Here is a 21,669-nt window from a genome sequence, read left to right on the forward strand (position 1 = left end):
GGGCGCAGATGATTCCCGATCCGAACGGGCGTGGCTTCTCGCGGCGCCGGCTCGGCCTGGCCGGCGTGACGACCACGCTGGCGGCCGCCGCGGTGGTGTACCTGCTGGGGCTGCGCTACCTGGGCGCCTTCGACGACAACGTGGCGGTGACCGCGGTGCTCACCAGCACCGGCGACGGTCTCCCGGCGCGCGCGGACGTCAAGTTCCGGGGCCTGCTCGTCGGCAGCGTCACCGCGTCCGAGATCGCGGCGGGCGGTGAGCGCCAGCACGTGCGCATCGAGTTGGAACCCGATGCCGCAGCGCGCATCCCGGCCACTGTCCGAGCCCGGGTGGTGCCCTCGAACATCTTCGGGGTGACCGCGCTGGAACTCCTGGACAGCGGCCCCGGCCCGCGCGGACTGCGGACCGGCGCGATGATCGGCGAGGACACCAGCACCGCCACCACCGCGTTGCAGACCACGCTCACCACGCTGCGCACGGTGCTGCACCGCATCGACCCGGAGAAACTGGGCCGCGTCCTGGGCACGCTGGCCGACGCGCTCGACCCGGCCGCACGCCTGCCGGGCTCCACCATCGAACGCCTCAACCGCTGGGCCACCGAAATGCGAGCGATTCCCGAAATCGGCACCCTGCTGGGCGATCTCGGTAACGCCGCGACCCAGGTGGCGTCCTCCGCGCCGGAGCTGATCGAGGTGCTCGGCCGATCGGTGACCGTGGCCCACACCGTCACCGAACGCCGCGCCGCGGTGGTCGCCCTGCTGTCCGGCTCCGGGACGGCGCTGGACGCGACCAACGCGCTGTTCGCCCGGAACCCGGATGCCGGAAAGCATTTGGTGACCGGACTGGACGAGACCTTCGGCGCGCTGGCCGACGATCCCGAGGCCATCGCGGTGGCCGTGGCCAATCTCAACGACGCGCTGGGCAAGCTGGGCACCGTCTTCCACTGGGGTCCGGCCCGGCAGATGGTCTGGTCCATCGACCTGTCGTTCTCGCCGTTCCGGCAGTACACCGCGGCGGACTGCCCGCGTTACGCCGAGCTGCCGGGTCCGCGATGCGGTGGCGTGACGGTCCCGGAAGTGGCTCCGGCGCAGGAGATTCCGAAGCAGCTGGTGCCCGGTTGGCTACCGGGAACCGCGATGCCGCAGATCGGGCTGCCCGTGATCCCGCTGCTGCCCGCGCCGAGCCCCGTGGATCCGTCCGTCCAGCCCGCGGCCGCTCCGATCGCCCTGCGCGGCGTGGATGCGATCGCCGCGGTGGTGGGTGGCCGCCCGACCATGGCGCACCTGCTGCTGCTCGGCCCCGTGCTGGCCGGCGGCGCGCTCACCCCGCAGCCCACCAACCCTGGGGAACGTTGATGAAGATACGCAGCGCCGCACTAGGTTTCAGCCTGTTCGTCGCACTCGCACTGATCGCCACCTACACCATCTGGTCCACCCTGCAACGATCCGTGTCCGGGGAAACCCACAGCTACACGGCCACTTTCGGCAATGTGCTCGGCCTCCGGGTCGGCGACGACGTGCGCATCGCCGGGGTGCGGGTGGGCCGGGTGGACAGCATCGACCTCGCGGATCGGCACACCACCGCACGGGTGGTCCTCGCCGTGCAGGCCCGGCAGCGGCTGACCAGCACGACGAAAGCCGCTGTCCGCTACCAGAATCTGATCGGCCAGCGCTACATCGCGTTGACGCCCGCGCCGGGTGCGGCGAGTCCGCTGGCGCCCGGCGGGGCGATACCGCTGGAGCGCACCGAATCCTCCTTCGATGTCTCCACGATGCTGTCGGGTTTCGAACCGCTGTTCAGCGTGCTGCAACCGGAGGAGGTGAACTCGCTCTCGGAGACCCTGGTCCAGGCGCTGCAGGGTGACGGGGTCTCGCTCAGCGCGTTGATCACCCGGGCCGCCGAACTGGCGAGCACCTTCCAGCAGCGCGACGAGATTCTCGGCGCGGTCATCACCAATCTCAGCGGCGTCATGGCCGGTCTGGCCAATCGCAGCGCGGAGCTGGAGACCCTCATCACCCAGGCGCGAGCATTGGTGGGCGGTCTCTACGCCGAAGGTGAGGCGCTCAAGGGTGCGGTGGATCAGGTGGCCGACTCCGCCGGTGCGCTCACCGATCTGATCATGCAGGTCCAGCCCGGCATTGCCCGGGCGCAGCGTTATGCCACCTCCGGTGTCGAGTTGCTGCTGTCCAACGGCGCTCGTCTCGACCGGGCCGCGGTCGAACTGCCGTACGTGCTGGCCGGGCTCGCCCGGATCACCGGCAACGGCGCCTACGTCAATTCCTACTACTGCCAGCTCGATGTCTCGCTGTGGGGCGTGCTCCCGCCGAAGGGACTGCTCACCCATATCGGCGGCGACGCGCACTCGGAGGTGTGCCGATGATCGGCAAGCTGATTGCCCGGATCGACGCCCGGCTCGGCGCTCTCGGGGTGCCAGGGCTGCGCCGCCTGGGGGCCGCGATTCCGTCCTACTCCCAAAACCGGCACTGGTGGCTCGGCTTGGCCGCGGGTGCGGTCGTCGTGGCGCTGCTGGTCGGGTCGAGTCTGTTGTCGCGGGCCGGTATCGGTCAGCACACGGTGCAGGCGGAGTTCGCGCAGGCGGCCGGATTGCGACCCGGCAACAGCGTCGATATGGCCGGAATCGAAGTGGGAACGGTGAAGTCGGCGCGCGTCGAGCGTGATCACATCGTGGTGGCGCTGTCCCTCCGGAGCGACATCACGCTGGGGCCGGATTCGACCGCGGCCATCAAGATGTCGACGATCCTCGGCAAGATGCACGTCGAGCTCACCGCGGGCTCGGGCTCAGGACTGGCAGGTGCTCGAATTCCCCTGTCGCGGACCACGGTTCCCTACAACCTGGCCAAAGTGGTGAACGATCCGAAATACACCAACTCCTTCGAACGTCTGGAACGCCTGGACCCCGCGAAGATCCGAGCCGCGCTCCAGGCCGTGGATCGGCAAATGGGTGACTCCCCGCAGCTGACCGCGGCGGCGCTGGACAGCGTCGGCGTCCTGGCCGGCGTGATCGCGGACCGGCGCGACGAGGTCGACGCGCTGCTGAAGAATATGGACGCCGTCGCCCAGCTGGTCGCGGACAACAAGAACAGCGTGCTGCTGCTGCTCACCCACGGCCAGGCCATCGGCGCCGCGGTGGCCCGGCGGCAGGACCTGGTGCGCGGCCTGCTCGACGTCATCGCCGCGGTGTCGAAAGTCTTGCAGGAGATCGGCATCGAGGACGGCGGCCGGCTCGCCCCGCTGATCCAGAACCTGAACACCATGTCCGACGGGTTGACCAAGAACCGGGACAATCTCGATCGGCTCTACGAGATCATGCCGGTGGCCCTGCGCCAGTTCAACAACACCCTCGGCAACGGGCCCTACGGCGAGGTGTACGCGCCCTGGCTGTTCCCCGACAACTGGTTGTGCTCGGCACAGGTGATAGGGGGATGCCGGTGATGCGCACCAAGAGCCTGCTCACCCTGGGCGCGCTGAGTCTGGTTGCCGCCGTGGTCGTTTCCTGCTCGGCACTGCCGCAGGGCATTGCCACGCTGCCGGACCGCCTGCGCGGACGGGCGCTGCACATCTCCGCCGACTTCGAGAACGTGGCGGGCCTCTACGTGGGCAACGAGGTGTCGATCCTCGGATTGCCCGTCGGCACGGTCGACGCGGTCGAGGCCCGCGGGCCCTACGTCGAGGTCCGCATGACGGTCGATCCCGATGTCCCGGTACCCGCGGACGCCATCGCCGCGCTGGTCTCGCCACAGCTGATCACCAACCGGCACGTCGAACTCGCCCCGGCCTACAGCGGCGAGGGGCCGATGCTCCGCGACGGCGACCATATTCCACTGGCGCGCACCAGAACACCGGTGGAACTCGACCGGATCCTGCGCAACTTCGAGGAACTCGGCGCGGCGCTGCGTGGCGACAACACCGAGGGCCCGATGGCGAGCCGGGTGCTGTTCCCGCTCCTGGACGGCAACGGCGACAAGATCCGGGACACCCTGGCCGCCCTGTCGGCGGCCTTCCAGGTGACGCTGGCCAACAAGGATCAGATCTCCAACACCATCGTCGAACTCAACGACATCACTCAGATCGTCGCCGAGAACGACCAGACCGTCCGCGATTTCAGCGGCCGGCTCACCGAGCTGGTCACGCTGCTGGGCGAGCAGGCGCCCGGGCTGCACGCGGTGCTGACCCAGCTCAACGACTTCATCGCCAACACCAGCGCGGTCGTCGCCGAGAACAAGGAACCGCTGACCGCCGCGCTGACCCGGCTCACCGGCATCACCCAGCAGATGCGCGATCGCGCACGTGAACTCACCGAGGTCGCCGATGTCGCACCCCTGTTCTTCCAGAACGTCGCCAACGCGATGAGCCCGGAGGCCGGTGCCATGCGGTTGCATCTCCTGACCGATAAATCTTTGCTGGACAACGAATTACTGGCGGTGTTCTGTGAACGAATCCAGCTGCGATCGGACGGCTGCCGCACCGGCAAGGTCGTCGACTTCGGGCCGGACCTGGGTTTGACGCTCGCACTCCTGGGGCTGACCCGATGACCATCCGGCTCCGGCGGCTGCTCGCCGTCACCCTCACCGCCGCCGCCCTGACCGGGTGCGCGGTCACCGTCGACACCGTGCCGCTCCCGAAACCCGGCGTCGACGGCCCGACCTATCGCATTCAGGCCGTGTTCGACAATGCGCTGAACCTGCCGGAGCGGGCGCGGGTGAAGATCGGCGGCACCGATATCGGGGTCGTCACCGCCATCGCCACGGTCGATTTCCTGGCCGAGGTGGAGTTGGAGATCAGTGCGGACATCGAGTTGCTGGAAGGCACCCGGGCCGAGTTGCGGCAGGCCACCCCGCTCGGCGACATGTTCCTGGCGCTGGTGCTGCCCGAGCGCGGTCCCGGCGTCCGGGCCCTGCGCGACGGTGACCGGCTCGACCGGACCCACACCTCCGCGGGCGCGTCGGTCGAGGAGCTGATGATGTCGATGTCGTTGCTGCTCAACGGTGGCGCGCTCAATCAGTTCGCCCGCATCACCACCGAGATGAACTCGATGCTGGCGGGCCGCGGCCCGCAACTGGCGCATCTGCTGACCGAACTCACCGCGGCGCTGGACGCGCTGGGCCGGCGCACCGGCCAGATCGACGGCGTCCTGTACGGGCTCGCCGACCTCACCACCACCATGAATCAGCGCAAACAACAGCTCGGCACCGTGGCCGACACCTTTCCCGCCCTGATCGGCGTCCTCGCCGAAAACAACCAGGCCATCACGAATCTCAGCACCAAGCTCTCGGTCACCATGGCGGCGCTCGGCGATTTCACGGCCACCACCGGACCGAATTTCGTGACCCTGTTCGACAGCGTGCAACAGCTGATGGAGGGGTTCACCCGGATGGGCGGCGACCTCGCCGGAGCGCTCGACCGGCTGCACGAGCTCTATCCCTCCTGGCGGGCGACCACCGAGGGCACCAGTTTGGCCGTGGCGGTCACGGTGTCCTATCTCAGCGTCAGCGCGTTGACCGATCCGAATGCCGGGAAGCTGCCCGACGGCTCCGACGTGGTGGCGTTCGCGGGCAGTTTGACCGAGGTCCTGACGCGGGTGCTCGGCCGGGTTCAGGGCGGGCCGCGATGAGCAGACTCGACGAACGGTTTCCCCAGCTGGCCGAGTCGGCGTGGCGCGGCATCGATCGGGGTGCCGCGCTCGTGGTCGCCGCCGCCGAATGGGCTCATGACCGGCGTCTCGCCTTCGCGACCCTGGGCATGCTCGGCCTGTTGCTGCTCGGCGGCGGCTACGTCGCCGTCGAGGTGGTGCGGTTCGATCCGCTGCACGAGACGTTCACGGTGCGGGTGAACATGCCCGCCTCCGGTGGTCTGCTGCCCGACAACGACGTCAACTTCCGCGGTGTCCGCGTCGGGCGGGTGCGGGCGGTCGAGCTAGGGGAGCAGGGTGTGGTCGCGGTGCTCGATGTCGCGGCGGATACCCGGATCGCCGTCGACACCGCCGTTGCGGTGCAACGTCTTTCGGCCGCGGGCGAACAGTACATCGACTTCCGTCCCGCGACCGGGAACGGTCCCTTTCTGGCCGACGGGTCGACCGTGGCGCAGGAGCGGGTATCGCTGCCGGTCACGATCGATTCGTTCCTGGTCAATACCAGCGCGCTCATCGCCGGTCTCAATCCCGAGCGCCTCAATGTGATCGTGGACGAACTCGATGTCGCGCTCGCCGACGGGCCGGACCGGCTCCGCAGTGTGATCAGCGGTATCAGCCAGGCCATGACCGGGCTGACCGACATGCTGCCGCAAACCCGCGGCCTGCTCGAGAACCTGTCGGTCATCGCCGAGACCACCAGTCACGCCCAACCGGACCTCGCCACCCTGGTGCGCGGGTCGGGCGCGCTGTTCGATCAGCTGACCGCGGCCGATCAGGAAGTGCGCCGGCTGCTGGATCTGGGGCCCGGACAGCTTGCCACCCTCGGCGGGGTGGTCGCCGAAACCAGCGACCCGATCACCAATCTGGTGACCAACTTCGTGGCCATCACGCGCGCCGCCAGGCTGCGCACGCCCGCGCTGGCCGCCTTGTTCCCCGCCCTGCGCGCCGGGACCGCTGCACTCGGAATCCCGGTGCGCGACAACGAATTCCATACGCTGCTCGACATCTGGCCGCGGCCCACCTGTGAATACGAGACCATTCCGGTCTCCCCGGCACAGGTCAGCGACGGCCGGGTGCGGCTCTACAACTACTGCATCAGCACCGATCCGGCCTTGCAGGTCCGGGGTTCGGCGAACGCGCCGCGGCCCGACAATGCCCCCGGTGTGCCCGCGGGAGTCGACCCGAACGAACTCTCCTTTCCCCTGCCCGGCAAGTGATCCCACTGATCCGGGACTCGAACAGAAAGACATCTCATGGCTGAATCCGACAGCGAAGCGACGGCCGTCGAACCGCGAAATGCGCTGCGCCGCAGGGCTCCCGTCGCGATGCTGGCGACAGTGACGGCCGCGGCGCTTGTCCTCGCGGGCTATTACTACTGGCAGCACCGGCAAGTCCGGGAATTGGAGCAGGCCCGGGAGGACGCGCGCCGGACCGCGTGCGCCTACGCGCCCGTCATGGCGGACTACGACGCCAAGAACCTCGACACCTACTTCGCCGCCGTCCTCGCCGGAGCGACCGGCGAGTGGAAGACCGAATTCGACGCCACCAGCAGGGATTTGCGGGAAGTGCTGGTGCAGGGCCAGGTGGTCGCCAAGGTCGACACGGTGCAGTGCGCGATCGAGACCGCCGACGAGCGCACTGCTCGCGCGGTCGCGGTCGTCCGTCAGACCATCACGAGTCTCGGCACCAACAGCCAGCCGCGACCCGGCCAGCTCACCGTCACGCTCTCGATGGAGAAGTCGGGCGACAGCTGGCTGGTCAACAACGTGAGCTCACCCGTCCTGCCCCGGTAGATCTGGAGGAACAATGAACTCCACCGCATATCAACGCAATTCGGCCGACAACCCGGTGCGCCTGCGCGATCGGGCCCGCGCCGAGGTGGTGGCGCAGGCCCGCGCCCGCTGGCGCGTCATTCGCCGCGATCTGGTGCGCCGCGGCAAGGTGCTCGCAGCGGGTGCCTTACTGCTCTCCGCCGCGGTGATCGCCCTGCTCGCCGGTGTCTGGACCGGCGTGGGTTTCGCCGTCGAGTCGCTGGCTCAGTGGGTGCCGCACTGGGCGGCGTTGCTGGTCACCTCGGTCACGCTGTTCGGCGCGGCCGGCGTCGTCGCCGCGCTCGGCGCGTCGCTGCTCGGGCGGTCGGCACGGCGCCGTGTGCCCGTACGGCGCGACCCGGGTCGTTGACGGCTAGAGCCACTTGTTGCGCCGGAACCCGATCACCAGCCCGGTACACAACGTCACGATCACCGCCAGGACGGCTGGATACCCCCACACCTGCCGCAACTCGGGCATGTTGTCGAAGTTCATGCCGTAGATCCCCGCGATCATCGTCGGCACCGCCGCGATCGCGACCAGCGCCGAGATCTTGCGCATGTCGGTGTTCTGCTGCACCGCGAGCTTGGCCAGCGCCGCGCCGATCAAGGCGCTCAGCGCTTCGTCGAAGTCGGTGATGCGTTCGGATACGCCGATATGGTGGTCGGCGACATCGCGCATGTGCCGCCGAATCTCCTTGGGCAGCGCCAATTCCGGCTTCTCGCACAGCGAGCGCAATGGCGCCGCCAGCGGCGTGACCGCGCGCCGCAACTCCACGACCTCGCGTTTGAGCTGATAGATCGAGGCGCTGGCGACCTGGCTGCCGGGCGTGAACACCTCCTCCTCCATCGCCTCGATATCGAACTCGACCGCCGCGGCGACCTCGATGTAGGAGTCCACCACGTAGTCGGTGATCGCGTGCAGCACCGCGCTGGTGCCGTACATCAGCCGGGAGGCGTCCGCGTCGAGCGCCTTGCGGACCGAGGACAAGCCCGAGTGTTCCCCGTGGCGCACGGTCAGCACGAAATCTGGTGCGGCGCAGACCATGATCTCGCCGGTCTCGACGATCTCGCTGACGCTGTGCATGTCGTGCTCGACATAGGTGACCGTCCGCATCACCAGCACGAGGGTGTCGTCGTAGCGCTCGAATTTCGGGCGCTGATGGGCTTTGACCGCGTCCCCGACCGTCAGCGGGTGCAGATCGAAGACCTCGGCGATGTCGGACATCTGGGCCTGGCCCGGATCGTGCAGGCCGACCCAGACGAAACCGGTACCCCGGTTCTGGACCTCCGCGAGCCCGTCGGCGGGGCTGAACCGGCCCGGCAGGCGGCGGCCGTCGATGTAGACGCCGCAGTCGACCAGGGCATGCTTGGCGGGGGCGGGAACTCGCGGCACCCGCCGCGCGGAACGTCGCGAACCGCGCGACGGGTGGAGCGAGGAGAGAGAGGGCACCGCCTGATGCTAGGCGCGGTGAATTACCGCGTCAGTACACGTGTCAGGCCGCTGACAGGGTGGTGACAGCCCGCACGCCCAGAGTTGTCGGCATGACGAACAACAAGAACTCCGCAGCCACCGCGACCTGGACCGGCATGGTCTCGGTCGACGACACCGCCCTCTACGTGACCGACACCGGCGGGACCGGTCGCGCCGTCATCTACCTGAACGGTGCCTACGCCGACCAGAAGCACTGGCGGCGGGTGATCGCCGACCTCGGCCCCGGCTTCCGGCACATCGCCTTCGACGAGCGGGCCCGCGGCAAATCGAAGCAGTCGACGGACCATTCGTTCGAAGCGTCCCTGCGCGACATCGACGCCGTCCTCGCGGCGCGGGGCGTGCAGCAGGCGATCCTGGTCGGCTGGTCCTACGGCGGAATCCTCGGCTGGCACTGGGCCGACCGCAATCCCGGCCGCACGCTCGGCGTGGTGACCGTCGACGCGCTGCCCTTCGGCTTGACCGGCGAGGCGGGCCACGAGCGGATCCGCGCCCAGTTCCACAAGATGCGTTTGCTGTTGCCCCTGGCCCGCCCGTTCGGCATGGCCGCGCGGATGTCCGCCGCCGATCACGCCCTCGTCGGCATCGACGCCAACGAGTACGCCGCCGCCAGCGCGCCGGTCCTCAACCGGCTGACCTGCCCGGTGCGGTTCGTCGTGGCCACCGGCGACAGCCTCGGCACCGAGGCCGGGGAGATGGAAGAGGTCCGCACCTCCCTGAATCCGGTGCTGGCCGCCAACCCGAACGTGCAGGTGAGCGCCAAGGTCGCGAGCAACCACACGCAGATTCTGCGCAAGGACTCCCCGGCGGTCGCCACCGCCGTCCGCGAGGTGGCGGCGACCCTTTGAGAACTCACCTCGAAACCCGGCCGGTATGGCCGACGTCACCGGGGCGTCAGCATTGCGTAAAGGACTCTGGTGCGTTCCCGGGCCGACGCCGAGACTCGCGCAGATGACCGCTTTGTTGTCCGCCGCGAAGACCGATCCCGGGAAGAGCGATCCCGGAAAGCGCGGGTTGACCGTGCCCACCGGATTGGCCGGACTCTCGCTCGACGCGATGGCCTCGGTGTCCTACGGACCCGAGGCCATCGTGCTGGTGCTGGCCGCCGCGGGCGGCGCCGGGCTCGGGCTCACCGTGCCGGTGACGCTCGCGATCGCGGCGCTGCTCGCCGTCCTGGTGGCGTCCTACCGGCAGGTGATCGCCGCGTTCCCGAATGGCGGTGGCGCCTACGCCGTGGCCAAGGCGTACCTGGGTCGGCGCACCAGCCTGACCGCCGCCGCCTCGCTGATCGTCGACTACGTGCTCAATGTGGCGGTGTCGATCGCCGCCGGTATCGCGGCGCTCACCTCGGCGTTCCCCGCGCTGCACGGGTACACCGTGGAAATCTGCCTGGCCGTGCTGGCCGGCATCACGGCGCTGAACCTGTTGGGCATCACCGAGAGTGCGCGCGCGTTCATGGCGCCGACCGTGGTGTTCGTCGCCGGAATCATGGTGGTGATCGTGGCGGGGCTGGTGCGTGGGACGCCCGCCGTCACTGTCACCGTGGACTCCGCCGTGCCCGCCGATCTCCAGACCGTCGGGGTACTGCTGCTGTTGAAAGCGTTTTCCAGTGGATGCGCGGCGCTCACCGGTGTCGAGGCGATCGCCAACGCGGTACCGAGCTTTCGCGTGCCGAAGGTGCGGCGCGCGCAGCGGGCGGAGGTCGCGCTGGGGGCGCTGCTGGGCGTCATGCTGGTCGGGTTGGCGGTGCTGATCGAGAAGTTTCAGGTGCGTCCGGTCGAGGGGACGACAGTCCTGTCCCAGCTCACCTCCGCCGCGCTGGGCGACGGAATCGGTTACTACATAGTGCAATTCGCCACCGTGCTGCTGCTCGCGCTGGCGGCCAACACCTCATACGGCGGCCTGCCCACGCTGACGCGGCTGCTGGCCGACGACAACTGCCTGCCGCACCGGTTCGCGGTGCGGTCGCCGCGGCAGGTGTACCGGTACGGGGTGCTGACCCTCGGCCTGCTCGCGGGCGTACTGCTGATCGGCGCCGGCGGCGAGATGAACACCCTGGTTCCGTTGTTCGCGATCGGCGTGTTCGTCGGCTTCACCATCGCGCAGGTGGGCATGGTCCGGCACTGGCTGCGGACCCGGACCCGCGGCTGGCGCTGGCGGCTCGCGCTCAACGGCTTCGGCGCGGTTCTGACCTGCGCCGCGGCCATCGTCACCACGGCGATGAAGTTCGGCGAAGGGGCGTGGCTGATCGTGGTCGTGCTGCCCGCGCTCGTGGTCGCGATGGAACAGGTGCGCCGCGCCTACGGCCGGATGGGGGAAAGCCGTCGCGCGGTGACGGAGTGGGCGCCCGGCGCGGTGGAACTGCCGGGCCGCCCACAGCCGGGCGGGGCGGCCGTGGTGGTGGTTCCGGTCGCGGAGGTGTCCGAGCTGAGTTGCCAGGCGCTCTCGGCGGCGCTGTCCCTCGGCAACGAGGTGATCGTGGTGCACGTTCGTCTCGACGGCGCCTCCAGCACCGCCTTCGGGAAGGCTTGGGAGGCATGGCATCCCGACGTCCCGCTGGTGTTCCTGGACGACAGCGATGCCACCGTCGGCGGGCCGGTCGCGCGGTATCTCTCGGAGCGGTTCCCGGGGCGGCGCAAGGTCGTCGTGATCGCGGAGATCGATCCGCCCAGCGGGTGGCGGCGGGTGCTGCCCAGCCGCCGCGGTCAGGAACTCGCGAAGCAGATGCGCCGGCAGCCCGACACCGTGGTGTGTCACTTGCGTGTGCCTGTGGCCTGAACGAGCGCGCCGTCAGGAAACCGTCAACGATCGCCGAAGCGCCCCTGCGCGTGCGGCCTGCTGGTTCGTGCCTGCGATCGAGGTCAGGCATCAGTCCCGGCGCTGTCAGTGGTTCGCAAATTCGGCGGGCGGGATCTGGTTGCCGCCGTTCGCGCCATGTCATCGTCTGACACCGACTGCTGAGGGAAGAGGTATCAGGGTGAAGGTTGGGGTCAGTCCGGGTCAATTGCGCAGTGCCGCAGGGCGGATGGGCGATCTTCGAGATCAGGTGCAGGGCATTCTCTCGAACCTGGAGAACGCCCTGTCCGCGAAAGGCGCGGCCTGGGGCGGTGACGGGTACGGCAGTACCTTCGCCGACGGTCCGCAGGGATATCGCGCCGCGTGTGCGAACCTCACCGAGGGGATCGGCAATACCGCCACGACGTTGGACTCGTATTCCGATGGGCAGTACCGGGCCGCGAAACTACTCGAGGAGAACGACCGGCAATCCGCGCGGAACATGCGGTAGCGAGTGTCCATCACCATTCCCGGCGAGCTGGAGTGGCTCGGCTGGGTCGCCGGCTCGGACTGGCCCGATGGCGACGAGGACAAGATGTGGGCCATCGCCGAGGACTGGCGTAAGGCCGCCGCGGACATTCGCGACCTCCTGCCCGACCTGGCCGCGGCCCGGAAAGCGACCCTCGAGGCGTACCCGTGGGGTCAGGGAATCGAGGCCATCACCGCGCGTTTGAGCGAACTGGATCGCGGCCCGCAGTCGCTGGAACGACTGGCCGAGGTCATGGATCTGGTGGCCGAATCAGCCGACGCGCTGGCCACCGAAATCGAATACACCAAGCTGCTGGTGCTCAGCTCGCTGGCCATGCTGGCGTTCGAAATCGTTGCGGCATGGGCGTTTCCGCCGACCGCGCCATTGGTCGAGGCGGCGGCGATCGCCCTGACCCGGGTGGCGGTGCGGCTGCTCGGGCAACGCGCGGTCAGCGCCATCGCGCAGTTCGCTGCCAAAACCGGCGTCGCCGCGCTCACCAAGTTCCTGGCCGAACACGTGGCGTTGAGCACGCTGCTCGGTGCGGGACAGGACCTCGCCATCCAGGGGTATCAGGTCGGCGCGGGCAAGCGGGACGGTATCGACTGGGATCGGGTCGGCACCACCGCCTACACCGCCGCCGCGGCAGGCGCGGTCGGCGGCCCCGCCGGCGGAATGCTCGCCAAGGGAGCCGCGAAAGTGTCACTGCCAGGCGGACGTTGGGCAGACGGCTTGAAGGGCGCGACCGTCGGCGCGGGCTCGGGCATGGCCGGCGCCCTGGGCGCATGGGGCATCGGCGGCATCGAAAACGGCTGGACCTGGGACCCCCGCCTGCTCACCAGCGGAGCCGCGTACGGCGCGATGACCGGCGGCAGCAAGGGTTTCCGCCACTCCACCTTCGGCCGCGGGCCCGGCCCGGGCGGTTTCACCGCGGCGCGCCCCGGGGGATTCAGCGGTGACGGCAGCACTCCGGCGCCCCAGACCGGGAATCGCGTGGGTGTCCCGCGGGCCAATTCTTCCGGTAATCCGCCTGCGGCACCGTTGATTTCGGTTGCTGATCCGCAGAGTGGGACCTCGACCGGTAACCCGCCGGGCCGGCCTGTCGGTAACCCGTCTGCGGCACCATCGATTTCGGTCGCTGGTTCGCAGAGCGGGACCTCGACCGGTGGCGCTCACCCCACGCCGGGTGGGGCGGATAGTTCGCGTGTGGGTGTGCCTGATGCTGCGGCGGTAAGTGGGGCGGATAGCTTGCGTGCCGGTGTGCCTGACGCTGCGGCGCCGAGCGGCGCGGATAGCTTGCGTGCTGGGGTGCCCGATGGCACAGGCGTCGGTGGAGGCGACGGTTTGCGTGCCGGGGGTGCGGAATCCGGGATTGTGGCGGGGCCCTTGGAAACCCCGGCGTCGAGCTCGGACGGCACAGCGCGAAGCGGTAGGCCGATCGAGGCGGGCGCACCGGAGGTTCGGTCGGGCGAAACCGTTGGCCACACTGCGAATTCGAGTGACACTCGTGTGCCCGGCGGCGAGGCGAACAAGGCGGTCGCCCAGCCCAGAATTCCGGCGGCTGGGGCCTCCTCCGCCCAGGTGACTCCGGCCGCGCCCGCGTATTCGCCCGGGCCGGCTCCGGCGCATCCGTCATCGGAGGCGCAGCCGAGGGCCGAGGGTGGGCACGCCGAGCCGCGAACACCCGCTGATGTGCTCGATCGCTCTCGGGATCGGCTGCGGCAGTTGGGTGTTGATCTGGATGGAATGACTCCGGAGCAACTTCAGCAGGAGGGTGCCGCGGCGCTGGCGCGCGCCGTCGACGGGTTCGCGGAGCGAATCGCTGCACTCGAGGGCGCTGGGCTGCGGCCCGGGGAATTCGCGGTCGAACGCAGGCATCTGCAACGGCAAATCGACGAATTCCTCGCCCTGCGCCGGGCTTTGCGATCCGACCTCGACCAGATCGGGGGTAACCGGGAAGATCCAGTCACCACACCGGATCGACAACCGAACACCAGCGTGACACCCGAGCCCCGGCCGCAACAGGAGACAGTCGAGGGGGAGCTGACACCTGACGATGTCCTCGACACGACCTCGAAGATCCCCTACACGCCAAGATATTTCGGCGTTCCCCCAATCCCGCAGTACGAGGCCGCCTCCCCTCCCGACGACTCTGTGTGGGGCGCACGACCGTCTCCCGATCCGGAACCTGAACCCGAACCCGAACCCGAACCCGAGCCCGAACCCGAGCCGGAGCCGGAACCTGAGCCCGAGCCCGAACCCGAACCTGAGCCCGAACCTGAGCCTGAGCCCAAACCCGAGCCAAGGCCCGAACCTGGGTTCGATCCGGAACCTGAACCTGGGCCGGAGCCGCAACGGGAGCCGGGGCCCGGGGCCGGAACTGAGCCGGGGACGAACTGGAGTCCGAGTGAGAGCTGGAGAGCCGTGCCCAGAGCTGGAACCTGAGCTTGATCCCGCATCTGAGACCAAATGGAACTGAGTCAATATGAAAGTGACCTGGGGGCTCGCCCCTCATATCGGACCGCTCGCTGTACTACGGCAACGGCCGGGGCGGCGCCCCTCGCCGTCGCGGAGGACGGACGTGTCGCACTGGGAACCCGGCGTGGACGCGGGGTCTTCCAGTGCTAATCGCTGCCAGCGGTGGCTGGTTCGGTTCGCTGTGCGGTGGGCGGATTGACTGGCAAACACGTGCGGGTGCGTCCGTGCCGGCCTTGCGCAAATGAGAGCGATTAGTGCTGGGTAAATCCCGGCGAATCACGACGGGTTTGGTTGTGCGGCAATTGATTCCATTTCCTGGGGCGCGTCGCTGTGGGCACGATGGATACTGGAGCTGCCAGCTGTTGACCCGCAAAGCGCGGCGGGACAACAGCTGGCCGAAGCTCCTCGTTGTTGGCACGAGAAGCATTGTGGGACAAATCTATTAGGCCCGTCAGCCGAGCAGATCATCCACCGTGATCGGTAGATCCCGCACCCGCACACCGGTCGCGTGATAGACGGCATTCGACACGGCGGCAGCAGCCCCGACAATCCCGATCTCCCCGGCCCCGCGAGCACCCATGGGATTGGCGTGCTCATCGACCTCGTCCAGCCAGATCGCGTCCACGTCATGGACATCGGCGTGCGAGCTGATGTGGTAGCTGGCCAGGTCCTGCGTTACGACGTGACCGAATCGCGTACCGCGCACGCTCTCCTCGTGCAGGGCCATGGACAGGCCCATCGTCATGCCGCCGATCAGTTGGGAGCGCAGGGTGCGGGCGTTGATGGCGCGGCCGATCGAGAAGACGCCGAGCATGCGCGGTACGCGGATCTCGCCGGTGTCCTGGTCGACGGCGACCTCCACGAACTGGGCTCCGAACGAATGGGTGGCGAACTTCTCGGCGTCCGGGTTGTCGGCCGCCTCCTTGGTCGTTTCCGCTCCGGGGGCAGGGTTTTCGCCGTGCTGCTCGCGGAAGGCGCGGGCGGCGGTGACGATCGCGGTGCCCCACGAGCTGATGCCGCTGGAGCCGCCGGCCACCGAGGCGACGGGCAGGTCGGTGTCGCCGATCTGCATCTCGACGGCGTCGGTGTCGCAGCCGAGGGCGTCGGCGGCGATCTGGGTGAGCGCGGTCCAGGTGCCGGTGCCGATATCGGCCGCACCGATCTGCACCACGTACCGGCCGTCTGCCCGGTATTCGATGCGCGCGGCATTGCCGGGCATCGAGGAGGCGGGATAGGTGGCGGCCGCGACGCCCGTCCCGAGCAGCCACTGTCCCCGGGTGCGGCGGCGTGGGGCCGGGTCACGGTCGGCCCAGCCGAATCGTTCGGCGCCGGTGCGCAGGCATTCCAGGAGATGCCTTCCGGACCAAGGGTTTCCGGTCTCCGGGTCGATCTCGGGTTCGTTGCGGACGCGGAGCTCGATCGGATCGAGCCCGCAGGCTTCGGCCAGCTCGTCCATCGCGACCTCACCGGCGAACATGCCGGGGCACACGCCGGGGGCGCGCATCCAGAACGGCACCGGAACATCCAGTGCCGCAAGGCGATGCGTGGTGCGCCGGTTCGGCGCGGCGTACATCATCCGGGAGATCACCGCGGGGTGCTCGGCGAATTCCTTGACCGTGGCGGTCTGCCCGATGGCGTCGTGCGATACCGCGGTCAACGCTCCGGCCGGGTCGGCGGCGAGCCGGACCCGCTGGATGGTCGAGGTGCGGTAACCGACGAGTGCGAACATGTGCTGGCGGGTGAGCACGAGTTTGACCGGGCGGCCACCGCTGCGCTGCGCCGCCAGCAGGACGAGGACGTTGTGCGCGTGCGGCGCGCCCTTGGCGCCGAATCCGCCGCCGACGTGCGGCGCGATCACGCGCAATTGTTCGGGTTCGAGACCGAACATCGGCGCGATCGTCTTGCGGACGACGTGCACACCCTGCGTCGAATCGTAGAGCGTCACCTGTGGTCGGCCGCCGGATTCGTCCCAGGTGGCGATGGATGCGTGCGGCTCCATCGGATTGTTGTGCTCGAGCGGAGTGGTGTAGGTCCGGTCGATCGTCACCGCCGCGTTCACGAAGGCGGCCTCGACGTCACCCTCTTCGGTATCGGTGGCTTTGGATTCGAGCATTTCCTCGGGGGCGTACAGCCCCGGATGGTCGGCCCGCAGTTCGGTGTCGTGGGTTTCCTCGTGATAGTCGACGCGCACCAGACCCGCTGCCTGCCGGGCGATTTCGGCCGTCTCGGCCAGGACCGCGCCGATGAACTGGCCGCGGAAGTGCACCCGATCGTCCTGCAGGATGCTCAGTTCGCCGTCGGAGGTGTCGGCCAATTTCGGCGCGTCGAAAACCGTCAGCACGGCGAGCACGCCGTCGAGCTTTTCGGCCTCGGCGGTCGCCATCCCGGTGACGCGGCCGCGGGCGATGGTGGCCTGAACGGGATGCAGATAGGTCGGTCGCTGGACCTGATGCTCGAAGGCATAAGGCGCGGTGCCGGTGACCTTGGCCGGGCCGTCCAGGCGAGCGAGTGGCGCGCCGATCGCCCGGGGCTGGAGCACTGTCATCGCGAGGCCTCCTCGGTGAGGGCGCGGAGCACGGACACCAGGGTGCGCCGAGTCAGGTCGACCTTGAATTCGTTGCCGTCCAGCGGCCGGGCCGGCGCGAGTTCGGCCCGCGCCGCGCGCTCGAAGGTCTCGGCGGTGGCCGGTGCGCCCAGCAAGACCGCTTCCGCCTCGATCGCCCGCCACGGCTTGTGTGCGACACCGCCGAAAGCAACACGCGCGGAGGCGATCTCGGTCCCGCCGGGGTCGAGCACGATTTCGGCGGCGACGGAGACCAGTGCGAAGGCGTAGGACGCGCGGTCGCGCACCTTGCGGTAGGTCGAGCGGGCTCCGGGCGGCGGCGCGGGCAGCTCGACGGCGGTGATGAGCTGGCCGTGGGTCAGCACGGTGTCCCGGTCGGGCCGGTCCCCGGGCAGCCGATAGAAGTCTGTCAGCGGGATGCGCGTCGCGCCGTCGGCGCCGTGCACGACCACGCGCGCGCCGAGCATGGTCAGGGCGACCGCCATGTCCGAGGGGTGGGTGGCCACGCACTCCTCGGAGGCGCCGAGGATCGCGTGATAGCGCACATAGCCGCCGATCGCGGAGCAACCGGTGCCGGGTGTGCGTTTGTTGCAGGGCGTGGTGGTGTCCTGGAAGTAGGGACACCTGGTGCGCTGCAACAGATTTCCGCCGGTGGTGGCCAGGTTGCGCAGCTGACCGGACGCGCCCGCGAGCAGTGCCCGCGACAGCGCGGGATAGCGGGACCGGACCAGCGGATGCGCGGCGAGGTCGCTGTTGCGCACACCCGCCCCGATCCGCAGTCCACCGTCCGGGGTCTCCTCGACGTCGGTGAGCGGCAGGCGGCTGACGTCCACCAGCAGCTGCGGCGCCGTGATGCCGAGTTTCATGTGATCGACCAGGTTCGTCCCGCCACCGAGGTAGGCGGCGTCCGGGCGCGCGGTCACCGTGGCGACCGCGTCCTGGGTGCTGGTGGCGCGGCGGTACTCGAACGGGATCACGAGGCCGCCGCCTGCCGGATCGCGGCGAGGATATTGGGATAGGCGGCGCAGCGGCACAGGTTGCCGCTCATCCGCTCCCGGATCTCGTCATCGGTCAGTTCCGGTGCGGCTTCGAGATCCGCGGTGACGTGGCTGGGATGGCCGTCCCTGATCTCTTCGAGGACGCCGATCGCCGAACACACCTGCCCGGGTGTGCAATAGCCGCATTGGAAACCGTCCTGGTCCAGGAAGGCCTGCTGCATGGGATGCAGGTCGTCGCCGTCGGTGAGCCCGGCCGCGGTGACGACGCGGGCGCCGTCCTGCGCGACGGCGAAGGTGAGGCAGGAGGTGGCGCGGCGGCCGTCGAGCAGCACGGTGCACGATCCGCACTGACCGTGATCACAGCCCTTCTTCGGCGCGGTCACGCCGAGCTGCTCGCGTAGCGCGTCGAGCAGGGTGGTGCGGTTGTCGACCTGCAGGGATCGCCGCTCACCGTCGACGTCGAGGGTGATCTCGGTCCGCGTTTCCGTGGCATCCATCTGCGGCGGGTACCCGGTGCCCGGCACTCGAATCCGCGCTGATCCGATCCTGCGGAGTGTCCACCTCACCCGGACAATCGCGGCCCGCGCTCGTGGTGAATCGGAAGCTCGAGGTCGCTCAGCCGCGCTCCGGTTCCGCCCCAGCGCCGGGCGACGATCTCCGCGGCGATCGACACGGCTGTCTCCTCGGGGGTGCGCGCGCCCAGGTCCAGCCCGACCGGACCGGCGAGGCGCGCCAACTGCCTCTCGGTCATCCCGGCGGCGCGCAAACGGGCCAGCCGATCCGCGTGGGTGCGCCGACTCCCCATCACGCCGATGTAGCCGGCCTCGGTGCGCAGTGCGACCTCCAGCACCGGCACATCGAATTTCGGATCGTGGGTGAGTACGCAGATCACCGTCGCGGCATCGGTCGGGGTCTCGGCCAGATAGTCGTGCGGCCACCGCACGACCACCTCGTCGGCCGCCGGAAACGCCTCGGCCGTGGCGAATGCCGCCCGGGCATCGCACAGGGTGACCCGATAGCCCAGGAACTTTCCGATCCGCGTCAGTGCGGCGGCGAAATCGTTCGCGCCGAAGATCACCATCCGCGGCGGGGTGGCGAAGGACTGTACGAATACCGACAGCTCGTCGTGCCGGCGCTCGCCCTCGCACCCCAGGCGCAGCACCCGGGTGGTTCCGAGCGCCAGCAGCCCGCGCACGTCGTCCAGGGCCGCGTGATCGAGGCGGGCATCGCCCAGCGTGCCGACCGACCGGTGCGGCGCCACCAGCAGATGACGGCCGGACGTGGCATCCGCCATCACCGAGACGAGCGCCACCGGCTCACCGTCGCGCACCGCGTCGAGCAGTGCGGGCAGCACTGCGATCAGCGACGAATCGACCGGTTCGATGAAAACCTCGATCGTGCCGCCGCACGGCAGTTCGGGCGCGAGGACGTCGGTGGTGCTGCTGTAGCTGGAGCCGACCGGGGTTCCGGACTCGATGACCTGCTGCGCGAGCTCGAACACCTCGCCCTCGACGCAGCCGCCGGAGACGCTGCCGACCACCTGCCCGGACCGGGACACGGCCATCGCGGCGCCGAGTCCGCGCGGCGCCGAACCCGACCGGCCGACCACCCGCACCAGGGCGGCCCGCTCACCGCGTCGATGCCAGCGTGCGATCGTCTGCCAGACCGTCTCCTCCAGAGATGCCATCCGTCCTCGTCCTTCAGCGTCACCGATCGAAGCGGTTAACCGCGGGCAATCCCGCGGCCAGTAGTCGATACCCGGGTGCGCCGACACAAAACCCGGGACCTCCGGCGTGCGTTCTGTGCTTCGGCGATGTGGCATTGTGACGACTGATGGTTGAAGCACCGGGGGCCGTTGTCGAGCTGAGGGCGGTTCTCGATGAGTGACAACCGATCGATGTTTCGCAGGTGGTGGCGAGATCCGGTCGATTATCGGCACCTGGTCGAAACCTTCGAATCGCACGGGGCGCTGGGCCCTTTCAAGTTCATGCTGGGTGCCGGGGGACTGGTGATGCTGTGCCTGGCCGCCTTGGCGCCGGCCGCGCAGGGTGAGTTCCCGGCCCACATCATCCAGGTGCAGGGCATCGTCGAAGTCGCGGTCGCCGGGGTGTGGACGCTGCGCTGGTGGTTTCTGCCGTGGCCGCGCGAATACGAGTCGCTGGCCTGGATCGTGCTGTTCGACCTGGACACCGCCGTCAACGAGTTCCTCGCCGCGGACCGGGTCGTCGCGGTGCTGGGGGTCGTGCTGCTGACGGCCATGGGCGGCTATGTCGCCGTGTTCCACAGTCCGCGCATCCTGGCCCTGCACATCGGCTGGACCGTGCTGGTCAGCGTGCTGCTGGCGGGCCTGATGATCAGCGGCGACCTGCCGGGCATCGACGCGGGCCGGCGCGCGGACATCGCGGTCGGCATCGGTGTGGTGCTGGTCATGATCGTGGTGGTCGGGGTCGTGCTGCCGTTCATGCAGTTCAGCCATTGGTTGCTGCGCGTCGACGCCCTGTCGGATCCGCTGACCGGGCTGTTGAACCGCCGCGGCCTGGACTCGCACCTGCCCGCGCTGTTCGGCGGCAACCGCCGCGACGCGGCCTTCGTCGCGACGGTGGACCTGGACCGCTTCAAATCCGTCAACGACACCTTCGGGCACCCCTTCGGTGACGAGGTGCTGATCAACGCCGCGCGGCGCCTGCGCGCGGCGGTCGACTCCGACGCGCTCATCGCCCGGACCGGCGGGGAGGAGTTCGTGATCGTCGGCCGCCTGCACGAGGCCGCCGCGGCGATCGGTGAGCGGATGCGCCGGGCGATCGAGGGCATGTCCGATTTGCCCGTGACCATCACCGCGAGCGTCGGTGTCGCGGTCCTCGACGCGGCGCAACCCCGCAGTGACGCGCACTACCGTGAGTTGCTTCGCAGCTCCGATTCCGCGATGTATCGGGCGAAACATCGGGGCGGCAACGCCGTTGTCGCCGCGGGCGAGATGCCGGATATCGGAGGTTCGCACTAGCTTTGGCGCGGAAGCGGCGAGAAAACTTTGTGACCTATACCGCCAGCTTACTTTCGGCAAACTGCCCGCGCAGCGCCGGTTTCGCCGGTCCGGTCCCAGTGTTTCCTCAGGTGAAAATCCTGCCGTTCATTTTCCGTTCACCCTGCGTTAACCAGTCGTGATCACTCTGTAACGAGGTCGCAAACAGACTGGAAGTTGGTTAGACCGTCTCGATTCAACCTCCCCGTCGGTGTGACGAGGAGTTCCGCGAGACGACGCGGACCAGGGAGCGCCTAGGAGCGCCGGCCCACTGTCCGGGGACGAGTTCCCCTCACAACCAAAACCCACAACAGCACAGCTCTGCGGCGAGCCACCCGATGTGACCCGCCAAGGATCCTC

18 protein-coding genes are annotated in these 21,669 nt (G+C 69.0%); 13 read left to right on the top strand and 5 right to left on the bottom strand.

The window, feature by feature from the left end:
* Positions 1-8 precede the first annotated feature (8 nt).
* From AB0H76_RS11855 to AB0H76_RS11890, 8 genes are read left to right on the top strand one after another with little or no spacing between them, the layout of a single operon-like run.
* On the top strand, positions 9-1,355 hold the full coding sequence (locus AB0H76_RS11855) for an MCE family protein (RefSeq protein WP_357321333.1): 1,347 nt from the start codon (positions 9-11) through the stop codon (positions 1,353-1,355).
* The gene (locus tag AB0H76_RS11860) at positions 1,355-2,380 is read left to right on the top strand and encodes an MlaD family protein (RefSeq protein ID WP_357321336.1); all 1,026 of its coding nucleotides are present in this window, start codon (positions 1,355-1,357) and stop codon (positions 2,378-2,380) included. The genes AB0H76_RS11855 and AB0H76_RS11860 overlap by 1 nt, the downstream gene beginning before the upstream one ends.
* The gene (locus AB0H76_RS11865; RefSeq protein ID WP_357321339.1) at positions 2,377-3,453 is read left to right on the top strand and encodes an MlaD family protein; all 1,077 of its coding nucleotides are present in this window, start codon (positions 2,377-2,379) and stop codon (positions 3,451-3,453) included. Before AB0H76_RS11860 ends, AB0H76_RS11865 begins: the two co-directional genes overlap by 4 nt.
* Positions 3,453-4,553 carry an MCE family protein gene (locus AB0H76_RS11870; RefSeq protein WP_357321342.1) on the top strand — a complete coding sequence of 367 codons (1,101 nt, stop codon included), beginning with the start codon at positions 3,453-3,455 and terminating at the stop codon, positions 4,551-4,553. Before AB0H76_RS11865 ends, AB0H76_RS11870 begins: the two co-directional genes overlap by 1 nt.
* The gene (locus AB0H76_RS11875; RefSeq protein ID WP_357321345.1) at positions 4,550-5,632 is read left to right on the top strand and encodes an MCE family protein; all 1,083 of its coding nucleotides are present in this window, start codon (positions 4,550-4,552) and stop codon (positions 5,630-5,632) included. The genes AB0H76_RS11870 and AB0H76_RS11875 overlap by 4 nt, the downstream gene beginning before the upstream one ends.
* Positions 5,629-6,867 (top strand): MCE family protein, encoded by a 1,239-nt coding sequence (locus AB0H76_RS11880; protein ID WP_357321348.1) that lies wholly within the window; start codon positions 5,629-5,631, stop codon positions 6,865-6,867. Before AB0H76_RS11875 ends, AB0H76_RS11880 begins: the two co-directional genes overlap by 4 nt.
* A gap of 36 nt (positions 6,868-6,903) precedes the next feature.
* On the top strand, positions 6,904-7,443 hold the full coding sequence (locus AB0H76_RS11885; protein ID WP_357321351.1) for a hypothetical protein: 540 nt from the start codon (positions 6,904-6,906) through the stop codon (positions 7,441-7,443).
* Positions 7,444-7,456: 13 nt separating this feature from the next.
* Positions 7,457-7,831 carry a phage holin family protein gene (locus AB0H76_RS11890; RefSeq protein ID WP_357321353.1) on the top strand — a complete coding sequence of 125 codons (375 nt, stop codon included), beginning with the start codon at positions 7,457-7,459 and terminating at the stop codon, positions 7,829-7,831.
* A 3-nt stretch (positions 7,832-7,834) separates the two neighbouring features.
* Here AB0H76_RS11890 and AB0H76_RS11895 read toward each other — a convergent pair whose 3' ends face one another.
* Positions 7,835-8,911, bottom strand: a complete 1,077-nt coding sequence (locus AB0H76_RS11895) for a magnesium and cobalt transport protein CorA (RefSeq protein ID WP_357321356.1) — start codon at positions 8,909-8,911, stop codon at positions 7,835-7,837.
* A 92-nt stretch (positions 8,912-9,003) separates the two neighbouring features.
* Between AB0H76_RS11895 and AB0H76_RS11900 the strand changes: the two genes are divergently transcribed.
* The 4 genes from AB0H76_RS11900 (at position 9,004) to AB0H76_RS11915 (ending at position 14,696) form a co-directional block, all read left to right on the top strand.
* On the top strand, positions 9,004-9,798 hold the full coding sequence (locus AB0H76_RS11900; RefSeq protein WP_357321359.1) for an alpha/beta hydrolase: 795 nt from the start codon (positions 9,004-9,006) through the stop codon (positions 9,796-9,798).
* A gap of 103 nt (positions 9,799-9,901) precedes the next feature.
* A complete protein-coding gene (locus tag AB0H76_RS11905) occupies positions 9,902-11,728 on the top strand; it encodes an APC family permease (RefSeq protein WP_357321362.1) in 1,827 nt (608 codons plus the stop codon).
* Between the two features lie 199 nt (positions 11,729-11,927).
* Complete coding sequence (locus AB0H76_RS11910; RefSeq protein WP_357321365.1) at positions 11,928-12,236, top strand: WXG100 family type VII secretion target; 309 nt, start codon at positions 11,928-11,930, stop codon at positions 12,234-12,236.
* A 3-nt stretch (positions 12,237-12,239) separates the two neighbouring features.
* A complete protein-coding gene (locus tag AB0H76_RS11915) occupies positions 12,240-14,696 on the top strand; it encodes a hypothetical protein (RefSeq protein ID WP_357321367.1) in 2,457 nt (818 codons plus the stop codon).
* Positions 14,697-15,180: 484 nt separating this feature from the next.
* Here the strand turns inward: AB0H76_RS11915 and AB0H76_RS11920 are convergent, their stop codons facing one another.
* The 4 genes from AB0H76_RS11920 to AB0H76_RS11935 all read right to left on the bottom strand — a co-directional run bounded on the left by AB0H76_RS11920 (position 15,181) and on the right by AB0H76_RS11935 (position 19,977).
* Positions 15,181-17,274 carry a xanthine dehydrogenase family protein molybdopterin-binding subunit gene (locus AB0H76_RS11920; protein WP_357321370.1) on the bottom strand — a complete coding sequence of 698 codons (2,094 nt, stop codon included), beginning with the start codon at positions 17,272-17,274 and terminating at the stop codon, positions 15,181-15,183.
* The gene (locus tag AB0H76_RS11925) at positions 17,271-18,269 is read right to left on the bottom strand and encodes a xanthine dehydrogenase family protein subunit M (RefSeq protein WP_357321373.1); all 999 of its coding nucleotides are present in this window, start codon (positions 18,267-18,269) and stop codon (positions 17,271-17,273) included. The genes AB0H76_RS11920 and AB0H76_RS11925 overlap by 4 nt, the downstream gene beginning before the upstream one ends.
* Positions 18,266-18,787, bottom strand: a complete 522-nt coding sequence (locus AB0H76_RS11930; protein ID WP_357321376.1) for a 2Fe-2S iron-sulfur cluster-binding protein — start codon at positions 18,785-18,787, stop codon at positions 18,266-18,268. Before AB0H76_RS11930 ends, AB0H76_RS11925 begins: the two co-directional genes overlap by 4 nt.
* A 65-nt stretch (positions 18,788-18,852) precedes the next feature.
* On the bottom strand, positions 18,853-19,977 hold the full coding sequence (locus AB0H76_RS11935; RefSeq protein ID WP_357321379.1) for an XdhC/CoxI family protein: 1,125 nt from the start codon (positions 19,975-19,977) through the stop codon (positions 18,853-18,855).
* Positions 19,978-20,169: 192 nt separating this feature from the next.
* On the opposite strand from AB0H76_RS11935, the gene AB0H76_RS11940 reads away from it, so the two are divergent.
* Positions 20,170-21,291: a GGDEF domain-containing protein gene (locus tag AB0H76_RS11940; protein ID WP_357321382.1), complete on the top strand. Its 1,122-nt coding sequence runs from the start codon at positions 20,170-20,172 to the stop codon at positions 21,289-21,291.
* Positions 21,292-21,669 lie beyond the last annotated feature (378 nt).

This window comes from Nocardia sp. NPDC050712, from assembly GCF_040654295.1.
In the GTDB taxonomy this organism is placed as follows: domain Bacteria; phylum Actinomycetota; class Actinomycetes; order Mycobacteriales; family Mycobacteriaceae; genus Nocardia.